At 64.5% G+C, this 21963-nt stretch carries 22 protein-coding genes; 12 read left to right on the top strand and 10 right to left on the bottom strand.

The window, feature by feature from the left end:
* Nucleotides 1-107: 107 nt before the first annotated feature.
* Together RQH14_RS03270 and RQH14_RS03265 are read right to left on the bottom strand one after the other, a co-directional pair.
* Nucleotides 108-1511 carry a protein kinase domain-containing protein gene (locus RQH14_RS03270; RefSeq protein ID WP_311211909.1) on the bottom strand — a complete coding sequence of 468 codons (1404 nt, stop codon included), beginning with the start codon at nucleotides 1509-1511 and terminating at the stop codon, nucleotides 108-110.
* Nucleotides 1512-1754: 243 nt separating this feature from the next.
* Complete coding sequence (locus RQH14_RS03265) at nucleotides 1755-2396, bottom strand: TetR family transcriptional regulator (protein WP_311211908.1); 642 nt, start codon at nucleotides 2394-2396, stop codon at nucleotides 1755-1757.
* A gap of 112 nt (nucleotides 2397-2508) precedes the next feature.
* On the opposite strand from RQH14_RS03265, the gene RQH14_RS03260 reads away from it, so the two are divergent.
* From RQH14_RS03260 to RQH14_RS03240, 5 genes are all read left to right on the top strand, one after another.
* Nucleotides 2509-3966: a cytosine permease gene (locus RQH14_RS03260; protein WP_311211907.1), complete on the top strand. Its 1458-nt coding sequence runs from the start codon at nucleotides 2509-2511 to the stop codon at nucleotides 3964-3966.
* Nucleotides 3963-5189: a serine hydrolase gene (locus RQH14_RS03255; RefSeq protein WP_311211906.1), complete on the top strand. Its 1227-nt coding sequence runs from the start codon at nucleotides 3963-3965 to the stop codon at nucleotides 5187-5189. Before RQH14_RS03260 ends, RQH14_RS03255 begins: the two co-directional genes overlap by 4 nt.
* Entirely contained in the window at nucleotides 5186-6799 is a 1614-nt protein-coding gene (locus RQH14_RS03250) for an amidohydrolase (protein WP_311211905.1), read from the top strand. Before RQH14_RS03255 ends, RQH14_RS03250 begins: the two co-directional genes overlap by 4 nt.
* Before the next feature lie 82 nt (nucleotides 6800-6881).
* Nucleotides 6882-7850: an alpha/beta hydrolase gene (locus RQH14_RS03245; protein WP_311211904.1), complete on the top strand. Its 969-nt coding sequence runs from the start codon at nucleotides 6882-6884 to the stop codon at nucleotides 7848-7850.
* Between the two features lie 81 nt (nucleotides 7851-7931).
* Entirely contained in the window at nucleotides 7932-8525 is a 594-nt protein-coding gene (locus RQH14_RS03240; RefSeq protein WP_311211903.1) for a histidine phosphatase family protein, read from the top strand.
* Between the two features lie 2 nt (nucleotides 8526-8527).
* On the opposite strand, the gene RQH14_RS03235 is transcribed toward RQH14_RS03240, so the two are convergent.
* The 4 genes from RQH14_RS03235 to RQH14_RS03220 form a co-directional block, all read right to left on the bottom strand.
* Nucleotides 8528-9070, bottom strand: coding sequence for a hypothetical protein (locus RQH14_RS03235; RefSeq protein WP_311211902.1), 543 nt, complete (start codon nucleotides 9068-9070; stop codon nucleotides 8528-8530).
* Complete coding sequence (locus RQH14_RS03230) at nucleotides 9067-9633, bottom strand: hypothetical protein (protein WP_311211901.1); 567 nt, start codon at nucleotides 9631-9633, stop codon at nucleotides 9067-9069. Before RQH14_RS03230 ends, RQH14_RS03235 begins: the two co-directional genes overlap by 4 nt.
* Nucleotides 9634-9770: 137 nt before the next feature.
* Complete coding sequence (locus RQH14_RS03225; protein WP_311211900.1) at nucleotides 9771-10064, bottom strand: hypothetical protein; 294 nt, start codon at nucleotides 10062-10064, stop codon at nucleotides 9771-9773.
* A 34-nt stretch (nucleotides 10065-10098) separates the two neighbouring features.
* Nucleotides 10099-10737, bottom strand: coding sequence for a TetR family transcriptional regulator (locus RQH14_RS03220; RefSeq protein WP_311211899.1), 639 nt, complete (start codon nucleotides 10735-10737; stop codon nucleotides 10099-10101).
* 133 nt (nucleotides 10738-10870) lie between these two features.
* On the opposite strand from RQH14_RS03220, the gene RQH14_RS03215 reads away from it, so the two are divergent.
* Both RQH14_RS03215 and RQH14_RS03210 read left to right on the top strand, forming a co-directional pair.
* Nucleotides 10871-12451, top strand: a complete 1581-nt coding sequence (locus RQH14_RS03215) for an APC family permease (protein ID WP_311211898.1) — start codon at nucleotides 10871-10873, stop codon at nucleotides 12449-12451.
* Nucleotides 12452-13354 carry a carbon-nitrogen hydrolase family protein gene (locus RQH14_RS03210; protein WP_311211897.1) on the top strand — a complete coding sequence of 301 codons (903 nt, stop codon included), beginning with the start codon at nucleotides 12452-12454 and terminating at the stop codon, nucleotides 13352-13354.
* Between the two features lie 93 nt (nucleotides 13355-13447).
* Here the strand turns inward: RQH14_RS03210 and RQH14_RS03205 are convergent, their stop codons facing one another.
* Both RQH14_RS03205 and RQH14_RS03200 read right to left on the bottom strand, forming a co-directional pair.
* A complete protein-coding gene (locus RQH14_RS03205) occupies nucleotides 13448-13678 on the bottom strand; it encodes a DUF6458 family protein (protein WP_310207608.1) in 231 nt (76 codons plus the stop codon).
* A 120-nt stretch (nucleotides 13679-13798) separates the two neighbouring features.
* Nucleotides 13799-14695, bottom strand: coding sequence for an SDR family oxidoreductase (locus tag RQH14_RS03200; RefSeq protein WP_311211896.1), 897 nt, complete (start codon nucleotides 14693-14695; stop codon nucleotides 13799-13801).
* A 160-nt stretch (nucleotides 14696-14855) separates the two neighbouring features.
* On the opposite strand from RQH14_RS03200, the gene RQH14_RS03195 reads away from it, so the two are divergent.
* Complete coding sequence (locus tag RQH14_RS03195) at nucleotides 14856-15479, top strand: XRE family transcriptional regulator (RefSeq protein ID WP_311211895.1); 624 nt, start codon at nucleotides 14856-14858, stop codon at nucleotides 15477-15479.
* A 50-nt stretch (nucleotides 15480-15529) separates the two neighbouring features.
* Nucleotides 15530-16402: an EamA family transporter gene (locus RQH14_RS03190; protein ID WP_396136285.1), complete on the top strand. Its 873-nt coding sequence runs from the start codon at nucleotides 15530-15532 to the stop codon at nucleotides 16400-16402.
* A 61-nt stretch (nucleotides 16403-16463) separates the two neighbouring features.
* On the opposite strand, the gene RQH14_RS03185 is transcribed toward RQH14_RS03190, so the two are convergent.
* Complete coding sequence (locus RQH14_RS03185) at nucleotides 16464-17519, bottom strand: NAD(P)-dependent alcohol dehydrogenase (RefSeq protein ID WP_311211893.1); 1056 nt, start codon at nucleotides 17517-17519, stop codon at nucleotides 16464-16466.
* A gap of 138 nt (nucleotides 17520-17657) precedes the next feature.
* Between RQH14_RS03185 and RQH14_RS03180 the strand changes: the two genes are divergently transcribed.
* Nucleotides 17658-18323 carry a TetR/AcrR family transcriptional regulator C-terminal domain-containing protein gene (locus RQH14_RS03180; RefSeq protein WP_311211892.1) on the top strand — a complete coding sequence of 222 codons (666 nt, stop codon included), beginning with the start codon at nucleotides 17658-17660 and terminating at the stop codon, nucleotides 18321-18323.
* A gap of 10 nt (nucleotides 18324-18333) precedes the next feature.
* On the top strand, nucleotides 18334-20193 hold the full coding sequence (locus tag RQH14_RS03175) for a glycoside hydrolase family 15 protein (RefSeq protein WP_311211891.1): 1860 nt from the start codon (nucleotides 18334-18336) through the stop codon (nucleotides 20191-20193).
* Here the strand turns inward: RQH14_RS03175 and RQH14_RS03170 are convergent.
* Nucleotides 20162-20362 (bottom strand): hypothetical protein, encoded by a 201-nt coding sequence (locus RQH14_RS03170; RefSeq protein WP_311211890.1) that lies wholly within the window; start codon nucleotides 20360-20362, stop codon nucleotides 20162-20164. The genes RQH14_RS03175 and RQH14_RS03170 overlap by 32 nt on opposite strands.
* 189 nt (nucleotides 20363-20551) lie before the next feature.
* On the opposite strand from RQH14_RS03170, the gene RQH14_RS03165 reads away from it, so the two are divergent.
* A complete protein-coding gene (locus tag RQH14_RS03165) occupies nucleotides 20552-21952 on the top strand; it encodes a glutamate decarboxylase (protein ID WP_311211889.1) in 1401 nt (466 codons plus the stop codon).
* The last annotated feature ends 11 nt before the right edge of the window (nucleotides 21953-21963 follow it).

The following is a 21963-nucleotide window of genomic DNA, read 5'->3' as shown; positions in this document are numbered from 1 at the left end:
AGTCACTGAACTTTCAGCGCTGCCGAACCTCACGCGCCGCGGAGCGTCCGGAAGTTGACGTACGACGGCGGCAGGCCGCCGTCGTGCGTTGGCCAGCCGTGCTTGGACTACTTCCCGTTGCCCTTGCCGTTCTCAGACTTCTTGTCGTTCTTGCCCTCGCTCTTCTGGCCAGCGAGGTCTTTGCCCGTCAGGGGCGCCTGCCCGCCCGCCGTTTGATCGGCAGGCGCTTGGTCGGCAGGCGCTGGAACCTGCTCCGGGCTGGTTGCCTCCGAGAGGTCCACCACCTCCGCCTGCACGGTCCCACCTGGCCCAGTGCCTGCCGGCATTGTCTCTGCAGGGGCTGGATCCGCGATCGCCGGCTCCACGGGCGCGGCCGGGCCGGCAGGACCGCTTGGCTGCGGCTCGGCCTGCGAAACGCCGGGATCAGCCGGCTGCGAGGGATCGGCGGTGTTGTTGCCGGCGGGATTGATTCCTTGCGAGAAGATCAGGAGGGCCAGCGGTATGGTCACGGCTGCTGCGGCAACACCCTTGACCGTCCTGGGGCGGCGCCTGCCGAAGTCGAGGATGCTGGTAACCGTCGCCTGCTTCCGGGTGGCTGTCCGAATAGGAGGGCGCGAAGGCACGGTTGGCAGCAACGCCGTCCTGCGGCCGGACTGGATCCCTTCTTCGGCAAGCGACTGTTCCACCCCCTGCGCGCCAGGCCGCTTTTCAGGATCCATGTCCGTCATGGCTTCCAGGAGCGAGCGCAATGGGTTGGGCAATTCCACGGGGATCTGTGGTGCCCTATGAAGGCGCGCTGACGCCGTTTCGATGGGTGTTCCCGGGTACTCTGCCCTGCCGGTGAGGCATTCGAGGAGAACCAGGCCCAGCGAGTAGATGTCGCTCGCCGGGGTTAGATGCAAACCCTGGGCTTGTTCGGGGCTCAAGTACTGAGCCGTGCCCACGGTGAATCCGGTGGCGGTCAGGCGGTTGTCGTTCATCACCAGCGCCACGCCGAAGTCGGCCAGCTTCACTGACTCCCCCAGCGCGTCGTCGTCGGAGACCAGGATGTTGGCCGGTTTGATGTCACGGTGGATGACGCCCTGCGCGTGAACCTGGGACAGCGCCCCGGCCAGCCTGATCCCTATGCGCGCGGTCTCAGGAACGGTCAACGGCCCATCCGACAGCACGGCCCGCAGGTCCCGGCCTTCCGCAAGTTCCATGACCAGGTAGGCGCGTTCTTCGTCGTTCCGGGTGTCCACGCCGGCATCCAACGCCGCTACGAGCCCCGGATGGTCGAAGGCCGCCAGCAACCGCATTTCGTTGTGCTGGCGGGCCCGGAACGAGTCATCACCGGAGCCTGGGAGGAAGATCTTGATGGCCACCTCGCGGCCAAGCAACAGATCTGTCGCCCGGTAGACAGCCGACATGGCGCCCCTGCCCAGGACGGGCCCCAGCTGGTAGCGGCCGTCAAGTGTGTCGTCGATGGAATCGGGGACACGGGAGTCCACGGCCTCGTCATTGTTGCCCACGAATGTCACGTCCTTCAGGCATCCCTGGAGCCACGGACCCAACCGCTGTCCTTGCGTCACCAAGTAATGCCGTCAATCAAACTTTCACGATGGCCGCGGGGCCGACTGCTTCAGCCACCTACGGCCCAGGCAAGAAGCCCAAACAGCATCATCCGGTTTCACCAGATAAGTCATCAGGATACTGATTAAGCGATGGGAAGAACAATGCGGGGTGCTGCGTAACGACGAACAGAGGGGTGGAAATCAGGCCTCGCGCAGCTGTTCCACCACTGTCCGCAACACGCCCGCGGGCACGCCCAGGGACCATTCGGCAACGTCGGTCACGAAGCGCGTGAACGCTTCATAGTCGAAGGATCCGGGATTGTTGACGTAGGAGCCGACGCCGTCAATGGCCACCCAGATCCGGATGCAGGCCGCGAACGGGTCTTCCACCGCGAAGTCACCGGACGCCACGCCATCTTCAATGAGGGCGGTCAGCCGGGTGCGGTCCAGGTATTCCTGCGCCAGCATGGCATCGGCCAACGCGGGAGTGAAGCGGCAGAGGTGCCTGGCGTTGAGCCAGAGCCGGGTGAGCTCCAAGGCGCCGCCGCCCTCGATGCGGGAAATCAGGTGGGCCATCCGCGTGAGGGGCGATCCGCCGTCGGGAAATAATTCTTCCCGCTCTTCCGATACCGCCAGAACAAAGGCTGCGACCACCAGGTCTTCGGCGGCCGGGTAGTAGTGGCTGATCAGGCCGGGCCGCACACCAAGGCGGTCCGCGACAGCGCGGAGGGTTATCCGCTCGAGCCCCTCACCCAGGGCAATGGACGCGGCCTCGGCGAGTATTTCGGCACGGCGCTCGTCAGGTAACTTGCGGACGCGTTGCGATGTGGGGCTTGACACCATGCTCAACAGTCTATTGGATTAGTGACCAATAGCACGTTGGTCGCATGACCAATAGCATCAATGGCCCGGTATCCCATCGTCGTGAGCCGGACCTTGCCCGAGAGGAACAGCGTTGTCCCAGCCCCACATCACCGATCCGGTCAGTTATCCGGAACCCCTTGCCCATCCCGAAACCCGCGGCATCGAACTCATCGAGGCCTCGGAACGCCACGGCCGCGCCCGCGATCTCTTCCCCGTGTGGGTCGCCCCCAACGTCAGCGTCCTGAATTTCACCGTGGGCGCCTCGCTGATCCTGCTCGGTCTGGAGCTGTGGCAGGCCCTCCTGGTCATCGTCGCCGGCAGCCTCCCATGGATCCTCACCGGGATCGTGGCCACCAGCGGCCCTGCCGCGGGAACATCCGGCTCCGTCATCACCCGCGCCATCTACGGAATCCGCGGCAACAGGGTGGTCGTCGCCTTCTTCGGCTGGTTCATTTCCGCCGTCTTCCTGGCCCTGAACTGGCTCGCGTCCTCCTTCATGGGAGCTGAACTCCTGGCACAGCTTGGCTTCACGGATCCCGTTGCCGGCCCGGTGACCGTCACCGTCGTCGTTGCCGCGATTACCGTACTGGTGGCGGTATTCGGCCACAGCCTGATCCTCCGCAGCTACCCCGTAGTGGCCTCCGTTTTGCTGGCCATCTTCCTGCTGGTCACGGCCTTCGTCCTGCCGCACGTGCAATGGGGCTATACGGCCCCGGCGCCCTTGGAAGGTGCACCGTTGTGGTCAGCGGTGACCATCGGCATCGCCATCCTGGCCTCCACTCCGCTCTCCTACACCAACAGCCCGGACCTTGCCCGCTACCTCCCGGCGACCACCAAACGCTCACACATCATCGCGGCCACGGCCTTTGGCGGCGCCTTGCCCTGCATGTTCTTCACTGCCGTGGGCGCGTTGCTGGCTACGGGCATCAGCTCAGCAGCCATGGACCTCGGCATCGAGTCGGCGCTCCTGGCCCTGCTCCCTGCCTGGCTGGGACCAATCTTCGTGGTGGGGGTCATCATCAACACGATCTCGCTCAACGGCATGACCACCTACACCGCCAGCATGGCGTTCCAGTCCATCGGCGTTCCGATCCGGCGCATCCCGTCGGCCATCGTGGTGGGGGCGATCGGCACAGCACTGACCATCTACCTCGTCATGTCCACCAGCCTCCTGGACGCCGTCAACCTGATGCTGCAACTGCTGGTCCTGATCTCCGGTCCCACCATGACCATCTTCGCCGTGGACGTCATCCTTCGCCACAGTCGCTACAACGGCGACGACCTCTTCGATGAGAAATCGGGCAGCCCGTTCTGGTACAGCCGCGGCTGGCACATCCCCGGCTTGCTGGCGGTGGTCCTCGGCGCCACCGTGGCCTCACTTTTCCTCACCAACGCCGTGTGGACCGGACCAATCTCGGCAGCCATGGGCTTCCTGGATCTCTCCGTCCCCGTTTCCATGATCGTCACCGCCTGCGTGTATGTCGCCTTGAACCCCGCCCTACGCCGCATTGCCACCACACCATCCGTCATCCAAGGAGCGCACGCATGACCGCCCCCACCGGCCACCACCCTTCCCGCTATCCCGGCGCCATCGGCCAGCCAACGCTGGACACCTGGCAGGAAGGACCGCACAACCGTTGGACGTTCGCGCATCTTGGCGAGATAGTCCCGACGGCGGCAGTTTCCCGCCGCCTCCAGGACCAACCCGACACAGCCGCTGACAGCTTGAGCGGCCTGGGGCTCCCGGGGCTGAAGCACCGGCTCGACGAGACCTATACCGATGCCTTCCTGGTCCTGCACCGCAACGAGGTCATCGGAGAGTACTACCGCCCAGGCTTCGCGCCGGATGACCTGCACCTGGTAATGAGCGTTTCCAAGTCCATGTGTGGCTTGGTGGTGGGGGCCTTGATCGATTCGGGAGAGATTGTCCCGTCCGCCCGCGTGGTGGACTACGTTCCAGAGCTCGCCGGCTCTGCCTACGACGGTCCCACCATCCAGCACGTGCTGGATATGGCCATCCACCTCAATTACAGCGAAGATTATGTGGATCCAGCCTCCGAGGTTCAGACCCATGACCGTTCGGCAGGGTGGCGCACCCGCCGCCCCGAAGATCCCCAGGACACCTACGCGTTCCTGACCACGCTCACCGGCAACGGCACCGTGACCGAGTTCCAGTACTGCTCGGCCAACACCGATGTCCTGGCCTGGATCATCGAGCAAGTCACCGGGCTGCGCTACTCCGAGGCCCTCTCCACGTATCTGTGGTCCAAACTGGACGCCGACCGGGATGCCACCATCACCGTGGATCCCGCCGGGTTCGGCTTCGCGAACGGCGGGGTCTCCTGCACCGCCAGGGACCTCGCCCGGGTGGGGCAGTTAATGCTCGACGACGGCAAAGGTCCCCTTGGCAGGGTGGTTTCCCCGGAGTGGGTGGGGAGCATCCTCAACGGCGGGGACCGTGAAGCCATGGCAGACTCCTCTTTCACCGCCATCCACCCGCACGGCTCCTACACCCGTCAGTGGTGGTGCACGGGCAACGATAGAGGCAATGTCACCGGCATCGGCATCTACGGCCAGTACCTCTGGATAGACCCCGCCACCGATACCGTGATCGTGAAACTGTCCACATGGCCGGAACCGGAAAGTGAGCACCTTCACCGACTCCAAAACCAGTTGTTGCTGGACGTCAGCCGGTCCATGGACGGCCGGATTGCCGCAGAAGCAGCCGCCGCGCAAGAAACAGCACCCGAAAGCAAGGACAACGCAGCGTGACCACCCAGCTCTACTCCAACGCCCGCATCTTCACCTCCGATACCCGCCGCTGGGCCGAGGCCATCCTCGTCCAGGGCGAGCGCATCCTGTACGTCGGCGACGCCGATACCGCCGAACGACTCCAGCCCGACGCCGAACGGATTGACCTCGGAGGCTGCCTGGTGGTCCCGGGGTTCGTGGACGGCCACGCGCACGTCGTCGGTACTGGAGAAGCCCTCGGCCAGGTGAGTCTGTGGGGAGCCAAATCCGTGGAGGAGATCCAGCACCGCATCCAGGCAAGGGCCACCGAACGCCCGGATGCTGACCGGGTCCTGGCCACCGGCTGGCTGCACGGTGCCATTCCGGGCGGTGTGCCGGATGCCGCGATGCTGGACGCCGCAGTTCCAGGCAAGCCCGTGTACGCCTTCGCCTACGACTTCCACTCCGTGTGGGTGAACACCGCAGCGCTGGCCGAACTCGGCATCGACGGCCACACGGAGAACCCGCACGGCGGCACCATCAAGCGCGATTCCCACGGGCACGCCACAGGCTACATCGACGAGAACGCCTTCTACGACATCGTGCTCCCCTACCTCGATGCCCAGGTCAGTGAAAACGAGCACGAGGCCAGCATCGCCGCCGTCCAGCAGGCCTACCGCGAAACGGGAGTGACTACTGCCTGCGACATGGGCTTCAACGAGACCGACCTCGAGGCCTTCAAACGGGCCGACAAAGACGGCACCCTGACCAGCCGGCTCATTGCCTACTGGAGGGTGAACAATGCTGGATCGGCGGAGGAAAACATCGCCCAGGTCGAGCGGGCGGCAGCGCTCGCCGTCGAGCATGAATCTCCTTTCCTGCGCGTCGTGGGCATCAAAGTGATCATCGACGGCACCATCGATGGCTGCACCGCCACCCTCGGGATGCCGTACGCCGATGGTTCGAATGCGGAGCCGATCTGGAGCCTTGCGGAGCTCGCGCCAGTGGTCGCCGCGGCCGATGCTGCCGGTTTGAAAGTTGCCATGCACGCGATCGGCGACGAATCGGTGCGGATCGCCATCGGCGCCGTGGAACACGCCGTGGCGCAGAACGGCCCCCGCGAACGCCGCCACCGCATTGAGCACCTGGAGTTGGTGGACAGGGCCGACGTCGATCGCCTCGCCGCCCTGGGGATCACCGCGAGCATGCAGCCGGTCCACGCCGATCCCGCCATCAGCGAGAACTGGTGCGCCAAGCTGGGCGACGACCGAGTGGAACGCGGCTTCCCGTGGCCCTGGATCACGGCTGCCGGCGCCCGGCTGGCTTTTGGCACGGACTCGCCCACCTCCCCGCACGCACCGTTGCCCAACATGTACGTGGCCACCACGCGGGCCTCGGCCTTGGATCCCTCAGCGGGCACCAACGTCCCTGAGTTCGCCTTGCCCCTGGCGGAGTCGATCGAGCACGCCACGCGTGATTCGGCGTGGACCTGCGGAGCAGAGAACGACATCGGCCGCTTGGCTGCCGGACTGTACGCAGACTTCGTGGTCCTGGACACCGATGTTTTCACAGCAGACGCCCCGCGAGCGCTTCTGGACGCCAAGGTCCTGCGGACAGTAGTGGGCGGACGCACGGTGTACCAAAAGGCGTAACCACCCCGCGCCGATCCAGAAGGCCCGCTGCTCCGAATCAGTGTCAGTGTCAGTGTCATTGAGGTAGGAGCAGCGGGTCACCATGGCAGTTCAGCAGGAATCGTGCACAGTGGGCAGCACCTCGCTGCGTCGCATAGTGGTTGGCACGGATCTGGGCCCCTGCAGCGTGCGTCTTCTCAAGGCTGTCCAGCTCCAAAAAGGCGCGGAAGCCCACGGCAAAACCGCCGACGTCTACCTCCACGGCGCCGCGGGATCGTGGACAACCTTCCAGCCCTTGTTATCTGACGCACCGTTTTCTGATACACGGTTATCTGATGCACCGTTATCTGATGCACCCGAACGCGACCGCGTCCTGGTCGACCTGCCCGGCTGGGGTGACTCCACCGAAAAGGCGCGGCTGGAGTCCGCCACCGTCGAGGCCATGGCGGGCGCCGTCGTCGAGGTTTTGGACAGCCTCGGTTACCGCGCCTGGAACCTGGTGGGCCATTCCATGGGTGGCGTCATTGCCCTGCATCTGGCTGCGGCGTGGCCCGAACGGACACGCAGCGTTGCGGCGATATCGCCCACGGCTTTCGGCGTTGCCCACGCTGTCCGGCATCCGTGGCGGGGGCTCGCGACGCTGCCGTGGTTCATGGGAATGCTCCTCCTGATGCGCTCCACGGCAGTGCTGGGACAGCTGGGCACCACCCTGATCCGCTGGGTGGGGAACACGCCGATGATGCGGCTGTTACTGTCACCCCTCTTCGCGGACCCTGCGGCCATTCCGGCGGACGTCATCCGCGGGTTGGGGCGCGACGCCCGCCCACGGGCGTTCTGCGCAGCAACGAGGGCCGTGGCGCAGTACGACGTTGCCCAGTGGCACGGCATCAGGTGTCCTGTCCTGGCAATCCGCGGAGACAGCGACGCGTTCACTCCCCCGTCCGATCTTGATCAGCTGGCTTCCCTCGGACCCCACATCCGGACGGTGACGGTGCCAAACTCTGGTCACTTCGCCATCGTCGAACTGCCCGCCGCCGTTCAGCACCTGCTGGACGAACTGCGGCAACGCTGAACGCCCGACGGCGACCTCCCGCCGTCGGGCGCTTCCTTACGTGACGTACGGAACTGCGGTCCGGCAGGCCCGCAGGGCACAATGGAAGGCATGACCCTCACAACTTTCGCCCTCGTCCGCCATGGCCAGACCGACTGGAATGCGGAGCGCCGGTTGCAAGGGTCCACCGATATTCCGCTTAACGACGTCGGCCGCGGCCAGGCGCGCGAAGCCGTTGCGTTCCTGTCGGACCAGCCATGGGACGCAGTGGTGTCCTCGCCGTTGGGCCGCGCCGCCGAAACTGCGGAGATCATCGCCGAAGGACTTGGCCTAAAGGTTGCCCGGCTGGTTCCTGAGCTCACGGAGCGCAGCTTTGGACCCGCTGAAGGCTTGCAGGCCGGCCCGGAGTTGGAGGCCCTGCGCATCCCGGGCGGATTCCGCGGCGGCGAAAGCGACGAAGCTGCCGCCGACCGCGGCATTGCAGCGTTGGAAGAGCTTGCCCAAGAATTCGCCGGCAAGCGCGTCCTGGTGGTCGCGCACGGCACTTTGATCCGGTTGACGCTCAGCCGGGCCATTGGACGCACCTTGGACAGCGTGCAGAACGCGGTGCTCAACCTGGCCCACCACCACGTCACCGATGGCTGGCAGCTGGAGTACTTCAACGGCGAGCGCGTCACCGCCGACGTCGACGCCTGATTTCACCGGCTACGTGCGGTTCCCGCTCTGGAGCTCACCGCGGCTTCCAGCAAGCGGTCGAAGCTGGACATTCCATTCCGGGGAGGGACTGCCGTGATCACTGCGCGCCACTTCTCCGGAGCCCCTTCATCACGTGCAAGGACGCGCTGAACCTGCAGCCGCAGCCCTGGCACGCCGCTGACCATGAGCGGCCACGATTCGCCGCTCTTGATGAGCCTGTTGAGTTGCTTCGGTGAAAGCCCGTGGCGGGAGCTGCCCGTCACCTCATCGATGGTGTCATTGACCCTCTTGGCGACTCCCCGCATGAAGGTCCGCTGAGCTGCGATAACAGGAATGGTGAGAAGACCCGCGAAGACCACTGTGAACAGGGCGAGGGCTCCGATGCTTCTGAACGCCGGCATGAAAACCATGAGAACCAGCCCCAAGAGCACCCCCAGCACGCTGAAGATCATGAATTTGATGACTGGCTCGTCACCCGGCTTCCTTTCCCAATGAACCACTGTGACAGCGTCCTTGGGAGATCGTGGTTGCGATGAATCTTTCATGGTCGGGATCCCTTCACTTCCATGAGCGCCTCGGCCATGACGACCGCCTCGCGGGCTTGCCTCAAATCGCTGAGCAAACCATGGTCCGGGGTTGCTGCTCCGGCGCCGTTTGCACCGGCAAGTTCATAGAGGGCGCTCTTCAGGTTGTGTCGATCTTGCGACACTGCACGGGACGCCACCAGCCGGGCCCTGCCGGCCTCCAGCTCACCCAATGACTTTTGGATGGCATCGCGATGGTCTTGCAGCAGGTGCAACTTCGCGGTGATGCGCGCTGTCTGTGAGTGGTGGAGTGCCACCATTTTCACAGCGGTATCGTGGAGTTCGCCCAGAGCGGCATAGGTCTCCGGCCCGCCCGTCCAGCGGTCGAGTTCCAGCGCCACCCTGGTTCGGCGTTGCTCCCATTTCAGGGATGCCGCCTGGTACTTCTCCACGAGCAACGAGACCGCAGCGAGTGCCTTAATGACGGAACGGAGCCGGGTGTTGAGCCGGGCTGCGGCGTCGTCCATCCTCTCGATGAAGGCTGCGTAATTGTCCGGGTGCCTGAGATTGTCTTCTGGGTTCATGGGCCACCCGGCCGTCCCGACGATTTCGCTGCGTCTTCCCGCAGGAAGGCCCGGTCCCGCCCCGAAAAGCGGGAGCCCGGCAAGGAATACGCTCCCCAAACGCCCATGTCATGAGGATAGAGGCTTCAGGACACTTGTCATAGGCCCCGCTTGGCGTCGAGCCGCACCTTCATCTGCTCCGTGTACTCCGGGTAGGCGGCGGCGATCTCTTCGAGGTCCACTGTTTGGGGGAAGTCAATCACCGGCTGGTGCTCGGCCAGATAGGTGGTGGTCTCTTCAACAACGAGCTGCTCGTCGAAGCCATCCAGGCCAACCGCGGCAAGGAACTCCGGGTTGGTGTGGACCAAGGACTCCCCGCTTTGGCCCTCCGAGGCCCAGCGCACCAAGTACTCGTTCTGATTGACCAACTCAATATCGAATGACTTCTCCATGGCAGCAGCCTAACGCCGAAAGCAGCGCTGGCCGTTACGTGGCAGGTGCTGACCGTGCGCCCATGCGCTCCATCAGGCTCCCGGTTTCCAGGCCGAGAAGAGCGGCGGCGAGGCTCCCCATCAGATCCAGCACGTACTCGCTGCTGGCACTCCCGGCCAGCACATCCATCACAAGCCCATCTTCCTGTGCAACCAGGGTCCGGGCGATCTTGGCCGGGTCCAGAACGGGAGAGAACTCGCCGGAGCGGGTTCCGGCGTCGATGATGTCGCGGTAGATCCGTTCCTGGGCGCTGGTGAGCTCGTCCTGGATGCGCCGCTGCTCGGGGTCACGGAGCATATGGGGCCAGTATTCGTAAAGGATCCGGGAGACGTCGTCGTCCAGCCCGGCAGTTGTTCCCGCGCTCATGATGGCGGCGAGCCGCGCCGTCGGGCTCATGTCCGGGTCAACGGACTCGGCGAGTTTCTCAAGAAACCTGCCGGAGGAAGCCCGCACAGCAGCAGCGACGATCTCGGCATGGCTGCCGAAGTAGTAAAGCACAGCGTTCGCGGCCATGCCGGCTTCGGCGGCGATGGCGCGCAGGGTGGCCCCCTCGGCCCCGTCGCGCGCAGCTACAGCCTGGGCAGCAGCCACGATTTCCTGGCGCCGGATTTCCTTCTTGTCTACCTTGGCCACTAGTGCTCCCCGTGAGCTCGTGAAGATTCCTGTTGACATTGACTCTAGACGGGTATTGAATGGCATTCAAATTTGAATGTGATTCAAATTACTGATCCCAGATACGACCAACTGATTCAACGAGGAGTCTTCCGTGTCATTCCCCCCAGCCCCACCCATAGCCATCCAAGAACCAATCCCCAAGGATCCAAGCTCCAAAGGCCTCAAAGCCGGGTCCATCGGCATCGGTCCCACCGTCGCCCTGGGCCTGGCCGCCGTCGCCCCCGCCTACAGCTTGGCCGTGACGCTGGGCTTCGTGGTTCTCGCCGTAGGAGAGAGCACCCCGGCCGCCTTCCTGCTGGGATTCGTGCCTATCCTTTTCACAGCCCTCGCCTTCAGGGACCTCAACCGGGAGATGCCCGATTGCGGCGGCGTCTTCGTCTGGATCACCCGCGTCTTCGGGCCGGCCGCCGGCTGGTTCCTTGGCGGCTGGGTGCCGCAGATGGCCACCTTCATAGCCGGCGCCGCCGTGGCTCAAGTCGCCACCACCTACCTGCTCACCTTCTTTGGTTTGGCATCAATCGCCGCAGAACCCCTTGCCGTAGCTGCCATTGCCTGCGGGCTGATCGCCCTGAGCGCATGGATCGCCGCGAGGGGAATCGAACTCTCCGCCTGGGTCCAGTACGCGCTGATTGGCCTCCAGTTGGTGGCACTCGGCGGATTCTGCGTCGCGGCCTTCACCGCGATGGCGACAGGCAATGCCCCGGAAGGAGCCGGGCAGCCGAGCCTGGAGTGGTTCAACCCGTTTGCATCCGGCGACATATCCGGGCTCGTATCCGGCGTCATCCTGTGCCTGTTCATTTACTGGGGCTGGGATGCGTTGATCGCCGTGAACGAAGAGACCACCGACCGCAAGGGAACACCGGGCAAGGCGGTTGTCATCACTACCCTCATCCTGCTGTTCTCTTACGTCGTGACAGCCACCGCCGCCGTCGGATTTGCAGGAACTGCGAGCATCACTGATCCCGAAACCGTCTCCGATGTCCTCTCGGTCCTCGGTCCGCAGGCTACAGGAGACGTGTTTGGCCAGGTCATCGTCCTCGCAGTGGGGCTGTCCGCGTTGGCAGCCCTCATGACAGTAGCCGTCAGCACGCCACGGACATGGCTGAGCATGGGCAGCTATGGTGCGCTCCCCAAGGCGACCACAACGATGCACGCCAAGCGGGGAACTCCCACCACCTCCATCGCGTGGTGGGCGGCCATCACCATGGCCATTACCTTGGGATTGACGGCAATCAGCGCCGATTTCATCGGCCTGGCCATCCTCTCGGTGGGCCTGATGATCGCCGCATACTACGCGGCCACAGCTTTGGCCTCGGTGGTGTACTTCGCCCCGCTGATGCGCACCTCCGCATCCGCCCTGATCCTGAAGGGCATCCTCCCCGGCCTCGGAGCACTCCTGATGATCGGAGCGTTCGCGTACAGCGCCGTGGACATGCTGTCCCCTGAGTACGCGGGCCTTTCCTGGCTTGGCATCGGCTCGGTGTTCTGGATCGGGATCGGCGCACTGTCCTTGGGCTTGATGGTGACGGCGATTCTGCGGACCAGGCTGCACCGCTTCTTTTCGGGCGAATCCATCCCCCGCGGAAACGTCACTACCCGCCACCAACTTCCATCAATTCTCAGCACCGAATCTCCAAGCACCGAAACTCCCAGCACCGAAACCGAGGCATAAATGCGCATCCTGTCCATCGCAGCAATCCAGACCAACCCCGTCCCGCACAACCTCGAGGCCACGTGGGCCCGATTCGAAGCACAGGCCGAGTCCGCCAAGAAGCTCGGCCCCGACGTGGACGTCATCGTGGTTCCGGAACTGCTGCTTTCCGCGCCAGGCGAGTTCCTGCTCCCGGATCCAGAGGGCGAGACCCGTTCCGCCGCGCCCATCCCCAGCCCTCTCACGGACCGCATTTCCGCCTTGGCCCGCAGGCTTAACGTGTGGCTCGTGCCCGGCTCACTGCTGGAAACGGAGAACGGAAACACCTATAACACCGCCATAGCGGTGTCCCCGCAGGGCGAGATCGTGGCTCGCTACCGGAAGCTGTTCCCCTGGCGCCCGTTCGAGACCACCACGCCAGGCGACTCTTTTGTCACGTTCGACATCCCGGGCTGCGGACGCATCGGCCTCGCGATCTGCTTCGACGGCAGCTTCCCCGAAGTTGCACGGCAGTTGGCCTGGTTGGGTGCCGAGGTCATCATCCAGCCAACCCTCACCACTACACGGGACCGGGCCATGGAAATCGTCATGTCCCAGGCCAACGCCTTCGCCAACCAGGTCTTCGTGGTGAACGTCAACGGAGCATCCCCGGCCGGCGTGGGCGAGAGCGTCATCGTGGACCCGGAGGGCACCATCATGCAGCACGCCCAAGGCGGCGAAGAGATTCTGTTCGCCGTGCTGGACCTGGACCGCGTCACCCAGCTCCGCCGGTATGGAACCCACGGCATCAACCGCCCCTGGGCCCAACTCCGGGACCAGGAAGGCCTGTTGTCTTTCCCGATGTTCGGCGGTGCGCATTTCGAGTCACCGGCGTGGAGCGACACCAGCAAAGCAGGGCAACAGAGCGGGGTTGCGTCCGTCTAGGCCGCGACTCCCTGACGCAAGCAGCCCTTAACGAAAGAAAGCGCACGACGGCGACCACTCGCCGTCGTGCGCTTCTTCCGTTGGCAGCGGCTGCTACACCTCTGGCCGCCGCTCGACAACTGTTTCAGGGGCAGTGCGGCGCTCTACGACCGTCCGGCGGGTCCTGTTGGACATGGCGATGGAGATGATGAGGCCGATGACACCGACCACCATGAGGATGTAACCCACCAGGACCTGGTCCAGGAAGGGGATGAGTCCGGGTGCGAGCGCGAAGGCCAAAATAGCGCCAATGGCAATCAGGGCAATGGAAGAACCAATTCTCATAACGTGCTCCTCGTGTCCGTTCGGCGCGTGGTCAGGGATCGTCGGCCGAATCTATACAGTCAGCATACTTATGAACTAGCGCTCCCACCAGCCACGCGAAGCCCTCCGGCGGGCCGTGCGTCAGTGACCGTAGCGTGCGGCCACCCGGGCGATGGCGTCCTCGGGAGTCGGCGCGGGCCCGAACACCTGCTCCTGGCGAGTGGTATCTGCAACATACTTTCCAGTCTCGAACCACGCCACCATGCTGGCCATGTCGCCTACCAACGGAAGGACTTTCGAGGTCACCTTGCCGAGCCCGGCGATGGCGCCGGCGGGAATGGACATCACCTTGATCTGCCTGCCGGCCCGCTGTCCGGCGATGTCCGCAGCGTCCTGGATGCTGACGGGGCGGCTCCAGCCAACATCGATGTGCTCCCCGTCGACAATGTCCGCGTCGACGGCTTCCGCGAGGTACCGCGCGACGTCGCTGGCCAGGACGAACGTGAGCCTGGCGTCTTTGGAGCCGAGCCACACAAAACGGCCTTTCGCGAAGGGGTCGCCGCCCATCCCCACCGCCTGGTCAAAGAAAGCACCCGGGCGGATGGCCACAAAGGGAACGCCGAGCTCCCGGAACTTGTCCTCAGCCAGCTTCTTGTTCCAAAAATGCGGGATCTGCGGTGTTTGGTCACTGGTGACAATGCTGATCAACACGAAGCGGGGCACGCCGGCATACTTGGCGGCGATGGCCAGGTTGCTGTTCCCAAAAGTATCGATCGCCTGGGCGTTCTTGTCATTGCGCGTATAGCCGGCCGCTGTTGAGACAACCGCTGAAACGCCCGTCATGGCGGCGATCAAGGAGGCTGCGTCCAACATGTCTCCGCGGACGATCTCAACTCCTTTGGCCTCGACCTTGGCGGGGTTGGACTTGGGCCTCACCAAGGCTCGGACTTTCTTGCCGCGCTTGAGAAGTTCATCCACCACTTGGCCACCAAGGAATCCCGTGGCACCAATAACAAGGACAGGAAGGTCTTCGGCCACGGTTTCTCCTTTGGGTTTTGTTCCTAGGGTCAGTGGTAGCACGAGCGTGGGATGGCGGCCAGTCCCCAGCTCGCCCCGCCTCGGGTCACTGTGGGCGGCATTGGCCTCCTCCCGCCCCACAAGCAGAAGAAGTGCACTAAAAGTGCAGTATGATGCACTTATGGATCACAGCACCACCACTCTCTCCCTGGCCATCGGTTCCCGGGTCAAGCAGGAACGCCTTGCCCGCGGATGGACCCTCGACCAACTGGCGGAGGCTGCAGGCGTGAGCCGCCGGATGATCGTCAACGTGGAGCAAGGGGCAGCGAACCCCAGCATCGGAACTCTGTTGCGGATCAGCGACGCCCTGGGAGTCGGGCTCCCTGCCCTGGTGGAGTCCCCGCGCCCCAAGCCCGTCAAGATCACCCGCAGCGGCGAAGGCGCAACACTGTGGAGCAGCGAACAGGGCGGCCAGGGAATCCTGATGGCCGGGACCGAATCCCCTGACGTAGTGGAACTCTGGGACTGGACATTGGGCCCCGGAGACAGCCACGCCAGCGAGGCCCACACTGCGGGCACCAAGGAACTCCTGCAGGTTCAAGCAGGCACGGTGACGGTCAATGCAGGGGAGCAGTCAGTTACCCTCGAAGGTGGCGATGCCATGACTTTCCCGGGCGATATTGCCCACTCCTACGCCAACCTTGGCGCAGCACCGGCCAGATTCATCCTTGCTGTTTTTGAGCCTGGCGTGGGATCAGGGCACCGGCAGGACACGGATGCCAGCGGCCTGGGAATCGACCAGTGAGCACCCGCAAAGGTGGCCCCATTCCGCCGTGGGGCCTTGCTGTTGCAGCCATGCTTTCGGTGCAGCTCAGTTCCGCCCTGTCGGTGGGGCTCATAGCGGAGGTAGGTGCGGCTGGAACAGCGTGGTTGCGGCTCAGCCTGGGTGCCATCATCTTCCTTGCCATCGCCCGCCCACCCCTGCGATCGGTTCGTCGGCCGGATATCCTGCCGCTGCTGGGGCTCGGCATCGCTACCGGGCTCATGACCATCATGTTCCTCGCCGCCGTGGAGCGCATCCCGCTGGGCACCACGGTCGCCATCGAATTCCTTGGCCCACTGACGGTGGCGGCGATCCGCAGCCACAACCGTCGCGCCTTGGCATGGCCGGTCCTGGCGCTGCTGGGGGTCGTTCTGTTGACCGAACCCTGGCATGGCCGCGTCGACCTCCTGGGAATCATGTTCGCGGCCATCGCCGCCGCCGGGTGGGGTGCCTATATCCTGCTGACGCAACTGATCGGCGACCGTTTCACCGGCATCGGGGCGCTCTCGCTGACGGTTCCCATCGCCGCCGTGACGGCCGCCGTCGTCGGTATTCCCCAGGCTGTCGGGCACCTCAACTGGGGCATCCTGGCAGGCGCCCTGGGCGTAGCCATCCTGATGCCGGTCCTGCCGTTCGTGTTGGAGTTGAAAGCCCTGCGCCGGATGACGTCCACGGCTTTCGGCACGCTGATGTCGCTGGAGCCCGCATTCGCCGTTCTCCTGGGACTGCTGGTGCTGCACCAGCAACCGACGATCGTCCAGTTCATCGGGATCGCCCTGGTTGTGGTTGCCGGCGCCGCCTCCCAGCGCGGGGGCGACAGGAAACCGCCTCCCCTGGCCGAGCCCACCACCATGGGACCCACGCCTGAGCCCTTATCCGCCAACGGCCCCGGCAAAGAGGCCTGACGCACGACGGCGACCTCCCGCCGTCGTGCGTTCCCTGCTTTTGCCTTGCGCTCATCCGGGGCTAGAGGGTGATGGCGACCTTGCCGCGGACCTTGCCGGCGTCGAAATAGCGCATGGCGTCCGGGACCTGGGCCAGCGGATACGTCCGGTCGATGACGGGAGTGATGGTTCCTGTCTCGAGGAGTCCGGCGAGGTACTCAAGGTCCGGAGCGTTTTGGGTTCCCACGATCATGGTGAGGCGCTGCCGGATGAAGGGCGAAACGGCTACGGCACGGAGTTGCCTGTCCATGCTCCCTGTCCACGTGCCGCCCTCCTCACCACCGGTTATCACGGCAGTCCCGGTCGGGGTCAGTGACCGGCGTAACCGTGAAACCGAGGGGTTGCCCGCGATGTCGATGATGACGTCGTACTGCTCAGTGCCATCGAGGAAATCCTGGGTGGTGTAGTCGATCACGTGGTCGGCACCGAGGGCCCTCACCATTTCCACCTTCGCAGCGCTGGCCACTCCGGTGACCTCAGCACCTGCGGCTTTGGCGAATTGCACCACGTAACTGCCCACGCCGCCCGAAGCTCCGGTGACCAGGACCTTGAGCCCTTGCGCCGGCTGATCCTGGCTGGGATCGATACCACCCGCACGCAGGGAAATCAGGGCCGTGCACGCGGACACCGGCACCACGGCGGCCTGCTCGAAGGTGATGTTCGCCGGCTTGTGGGCCAACTGGTTATCGCGGGCAGCGGCATACTCGGCAAACGTTCCCCTGCCCGAGCCGAACACGTGGTCCCCCACCGCGAAGCGGGTCACCTTCGCCCCCACCGCTTCAACGGTTCCCGCGAGGTCCAGCCCGGGGACGGGCTTCCTTGGCCCCTTAAATCCATAGACCGGCCGCAGTGCATAGGGCAGGCCGGTGGCTATGTGCCACGTCCCGCGATCCAGCCCGGCCGCTTGGACCTTCACCAGCACTTCATTCTCCGCGATGACAGGACGCGGGACTTGGGCCTCATGGAGGACGTCGGCGGCAGAACCGTAGCCCTCTTGCACGATGGCCCGCATGGTGGGACCCGGCAACGCCCGATCCTTGTGGCGACGGGATTCCTTGGCTTGCTGACCAGTGGTCATGGCCGGACCTTTCACTACTTGCGCGGTGGGGGCTGCGTGATGCAGCAGGACTTTCGGCGGGTTTCGTACGCTGTACTAATGAGATTACCGTACACTGTACTAAACCGCTAGAGCCGAGCAACGAGTCGAGGAGTTTCCGTGCCCACCGCAGCATCGCAGCGACCCCCGCTGAGCCGGGAGCGGGTCCTTGAATGCGCCGTCACGCTCGCCGACGAGTCCGGGATCGACGCCCTGACCATCCGCACCCTCGCCCACAGCATGGGAACCAAACCCATGTCCCTCTACTACTACGTGGCCAACAAGGACGAGATCCTGGACGGCATCGTGGACATGGTGTTCAGCGAAATCGAGCTGCCGGCACCCGAAGGGGACTGGCGCGAGGAGATGGAATTGAGGGCCCACCGGGTACGCTCGGCACTCAGGCGCCACCCCTGGGCAGTCGGGTTGCTGGAGAGCCGGTCCGCGCCGGGCCAGGCAACCCTCCGCCATCACGAAGCTACGCTCGCAACGCTGAGAACTGCGGGATTCTCCGTGCAGCTCACTGCCCACGCCTACGCCCTGTTGGACAGCTACATCTACGGCTTTGCCGTGCAGGAAGCGGCCCTCCCGTTCGAAGGACGGGGCACCGCGGCCGAGATCACCAGCCCCATCGTGGAGCGCTTCTCCACCGGCGAGTATCCCCGCATGGTGGAGATCGCCGTCGAGCATGTCCTTAAACCAGGCTACGACTTTGGCGACGAATTCCAGTTCGGCCTGGACCTCATTCTGGACGGCCTGAGCCGTCTGGCGGGAGACGCGGACTAGGATCTGATCCATGGCCAGGATTGAGGACTACGCGATCATCGGGGACCTGAACACCGCTGCCTTGGTAGGGCGGAGCGGGTCCATTGACTGGATGTGCCTGCCACGGTTCGACTCCCCCGCCTGCTTCGCGTCACTGCTGCACACCCCCGACGCCGGCCGCTGGCTTTTAGCGCCCGCCGGCACGCCCGACGGCGGCAACTGCACCCGACGCCGCTACCGCGAGGACACCCTCATCCTGGAGACCGAATGGGAAGTGGACGGAGGCGCTGTCCGGGTGATCGACTTCATGCCGGTCCGGGACGACGCCGTGGACCTGGTGCGGATTGTGGAGGGCATCTCCGGCGAGGTGACCATGCAGATGGAGCTTGTCCTGCGCTTCGACTACGGCCGCGTGGTTCCGTGGGTCCGGCACAGCAAACACGGCATCAGCGCGGTAGCGGGTCCCGACTCGGCCTACCTCACCACCCACGCCCCGCTCGAGGGGCGGGACAAGCGCACGTACAGCGAATTCACGGTCCGCGCAGGCGACAAGGTCCCGTTTGTGCTGCGCTGGGCGCCGAGCCATGAGCGGGAACCCCGACGGATCGACCCCTTCCGCGCCCTCACCGTCACCGAGTCGTTCTGGCTGGAGTGGATCGGCCGCAGCGAAATGGCCGGGAAGTACAGAGAGCCTGTGGAGCGGTCCCTCATTACCCTCAAGGCACTGACTTATGCTCCCACCGGCGGCATCGTGGCGGCGGCAACCACGTCCCTGCCCGAACAAATCGGCGGCCCCAGGAACTGGGACTACCGTTACTGCTGGTTGCGCGACGCTACCCTGACCCTGCAATCACTCCTCGCCGCAGGGTACACGGAGGAGGCGTCCGCGTGGCGGGACTGGCTGCTGCGCGCCATCGCCGGCGACCCGTCGGAGCTTCAGATTGTGTACGGGCTCGACGGCGCGCGGAGACTCCCCGAGGCAGATATCCCTTGGCTTTCCGGTTACGAAGGGTCCCTGCCCGTCCGCACCGGCAATGCCGCAGCCCCGCAGCTGCAACTGGACGTGTGGGGCGAGGTCCTGGACGGCCTTTCCTTGACCCGGGCGGCCTTCGACGACGGCACCGTAGACAATTCCTGGGACATCCAGGTGGCCCTGATGGAGTACCTCGAAGGAGCATGGGACCAGCCGGACAACGGTCTCTGGGAAATGCGCGGACCCAGGCAGCATTTCACCCATTCCAAGGTCATGGCATGGGTGGCCGCGGACCGCATGGTCAAAGGTGTCCGGACCTCCGGGCTACCGGGCCCACACGACCGCTGGGCAGCACTCCGCAGCGAAATCCACAATGATGTCATGACCAAGGGGTTCGACGAGGAACTCAACACCTTCGTCCAGTCTTACGGAAGCAAGGAGCTGGACGCGAGCTTGCTCCTCATTCCCCGCGTCGGCTTCCTCCCGCACAGGCATCCACGCGTGGCGGGGACGGTTGAGGCCATCCAAAAGGGACTCACGGATGACGGCTTGGTCCTCCGCTACAGAACCCAGTCCGGGCACGACGGCTTGCCCGGGGACGAAGGAGTTTTCCTTGCCTGTTCGTTCTGGCTGGTGGATGCGCTGCTGGGCATCGGCCGCTCCACCGAGGCAACCGAACTCTTTGAGCGGCTTCTCACCCTGCGCAATGACGTGGGTCTGCTGAGCGAAGAATGGGACCCCCGCGCCCAACGGCAGCTAGGCAACACTCCCCAGGCCTTCAGCCATTTCCCCCTCATTCACAGCGCATTGCAACTGCATCAGGGAGAGGCGCACAAGAGCGACACCCCGCTGGGGCACCCGAAACATCCGGGGCATTCCAGCGGCTCTACCCTTCGGAATGACCCTCGCCTGCGTTAGCCGGCGGTTCACCTTTGTGGCTGGCTTCCTCCAGGTGGATATCCAACTTGCGTTCGGCCTCACGCCGCCGCTGGCCAACGGTCCTCAACTGCTGGGTGGTGGGGTCGCCCCTGTCCTCAATCGCTGCGTCTGAGCGCGCAGCGGGCTGGTCATTCTCTTGTTCGCCCATAAGGAAATCGTCCCATCACCCGGGCTTTTGCGATAGCTAAATTCGCGGCGTGGGGCCGGCTGGCGATTTCCCGCCGTCGGGAATTCTCGGCTCCTGCCGGGAAACCTTGGGTTGCAGGCCCGTCCCCGGTAGCGTGAGCCGAGGACAGGTTGCCCCCGCCGCGAGCGGACGATCCCAAGGAGTTGCCGCGTGAGCAGATCCCACCGAGCGTCACAGCATGAACCGGACACCGCCGTCGAACTTAATCCTTTGTTCAGCCGTCCGGGAGAATCCACCATCTTTCCCCGCTTCACCCTGCCGGAGTCCGAGTCGCTGCCGGCAACCGCGTACCAGGTTGTCCACGACGAAGCGATGCTGGACGGCAATTCGCGGCTGAACCTGGCCACGTTCGTGGGGACATGGATGGAGAAGGAAGCTTCCGCCCTCTACGCCGAAACGTTCGACAAGAACATGATCGACAAGGACGAATACCCCCAGACGGCACTCATCGAGACCAGGTGTTGGCGGATGCTCGCGGACCTCTGGCACGCGCCCGACCCCGGGAAAAGCATCGGCACGTCCACCATCGGGTCCTCCGAAGGCTGCATGCTGGGCGGGCTGGCATTGAAGCGGCGTTGGCAACATGAGCGGCGCACCGCTGGCAAGTCCACGGAGAAACCCAACCTCATCCTCAGCTCCGCGGTGCAGGTGTGCTGGGAGAAATTCTGCAACTACTGGGATGTGGAGCCCCGTTTCGTGCCCGTGTCAGCCGAGCACCCCACGCTGGACGGCCATGACCTGGACCAGTATGTGGACGAGAACACCATCGGCGTCGTCGCCATCCTGGGCGTGACCTACACGGGCATGTACGAACCCGTGGAGTTGATCTCGGAAGCTTTGGACGACATCCAGGCACGCCGGGGCCTGGACATCCCCATCCATGTTGACGGTGCGTCCGGGGCCATGGTGGCCCCTTTCCTGCAGCCGGAAACGGTGTGGGACTTCCGGCTTCCCCGCGTGGCCTCGATCAACACCTCCGGCCACAAGTACGGGCTCGTGTATCCCGGCCTCGGCTGGGTGGTGTGGAGGGACGCTGCGGCGCTCCCCGAGGACCTGATCTTCCACGTCAGCTATCTGGGTGGGGACATGCCCACATTCGCCTTGAACTTCTCCCGCCCCGGCGCGCAGGTGTTGCTGCAGTACTACCTCTTCCTTCGCCTCGGCTTTGCCGGTTACAGGTCCGTCCAAGCCACGTCCCGCGATGTAGCCCTCTACCTTTCCAGCGAGATCGGAGCGATGGACGCGTTTACCCTGTGGAGCGATGGGTCAGACATCCCCGTGTTCGCGTGGCAACTCAGCGATGGCCACACGGAACACTGGAACCTTCACCACCTCTCGGAACGGCTCAGAATGAGCGGATGGCTGGTTCCTGCCTATCCCCTGCCTGATGGCTTGAGTGAGGTCACCGTCCAGAGAATCGTGGTCCGCAACGGTTTCACCCGGGACCTCGCCTCCAGTTTCATCACCGACCTCAAGAAGGAAGTGGACTACCTCGACAGCCTCACTGCCCCCATGCCCTCGGATAAGCAGGCAGAGGGCTTCCACCACTGACTCCGGAAAGG

The sequence above is a fragment of the Arthrobacter sp. WCS2018Hpa-7 genome (genome assembly GCF_031843805.1).
In the GTDB taxonomy this organism is placed as follows: Bacteria; Actinomycetota; Actinomycetes; order Actinomycetales; family Micrococcaceae; genus Arthrobacter.
Note: the sequence above shows the minus strand (reverse complement) of the source record. Positions and strands in the feature narration are given on the sequence as shown.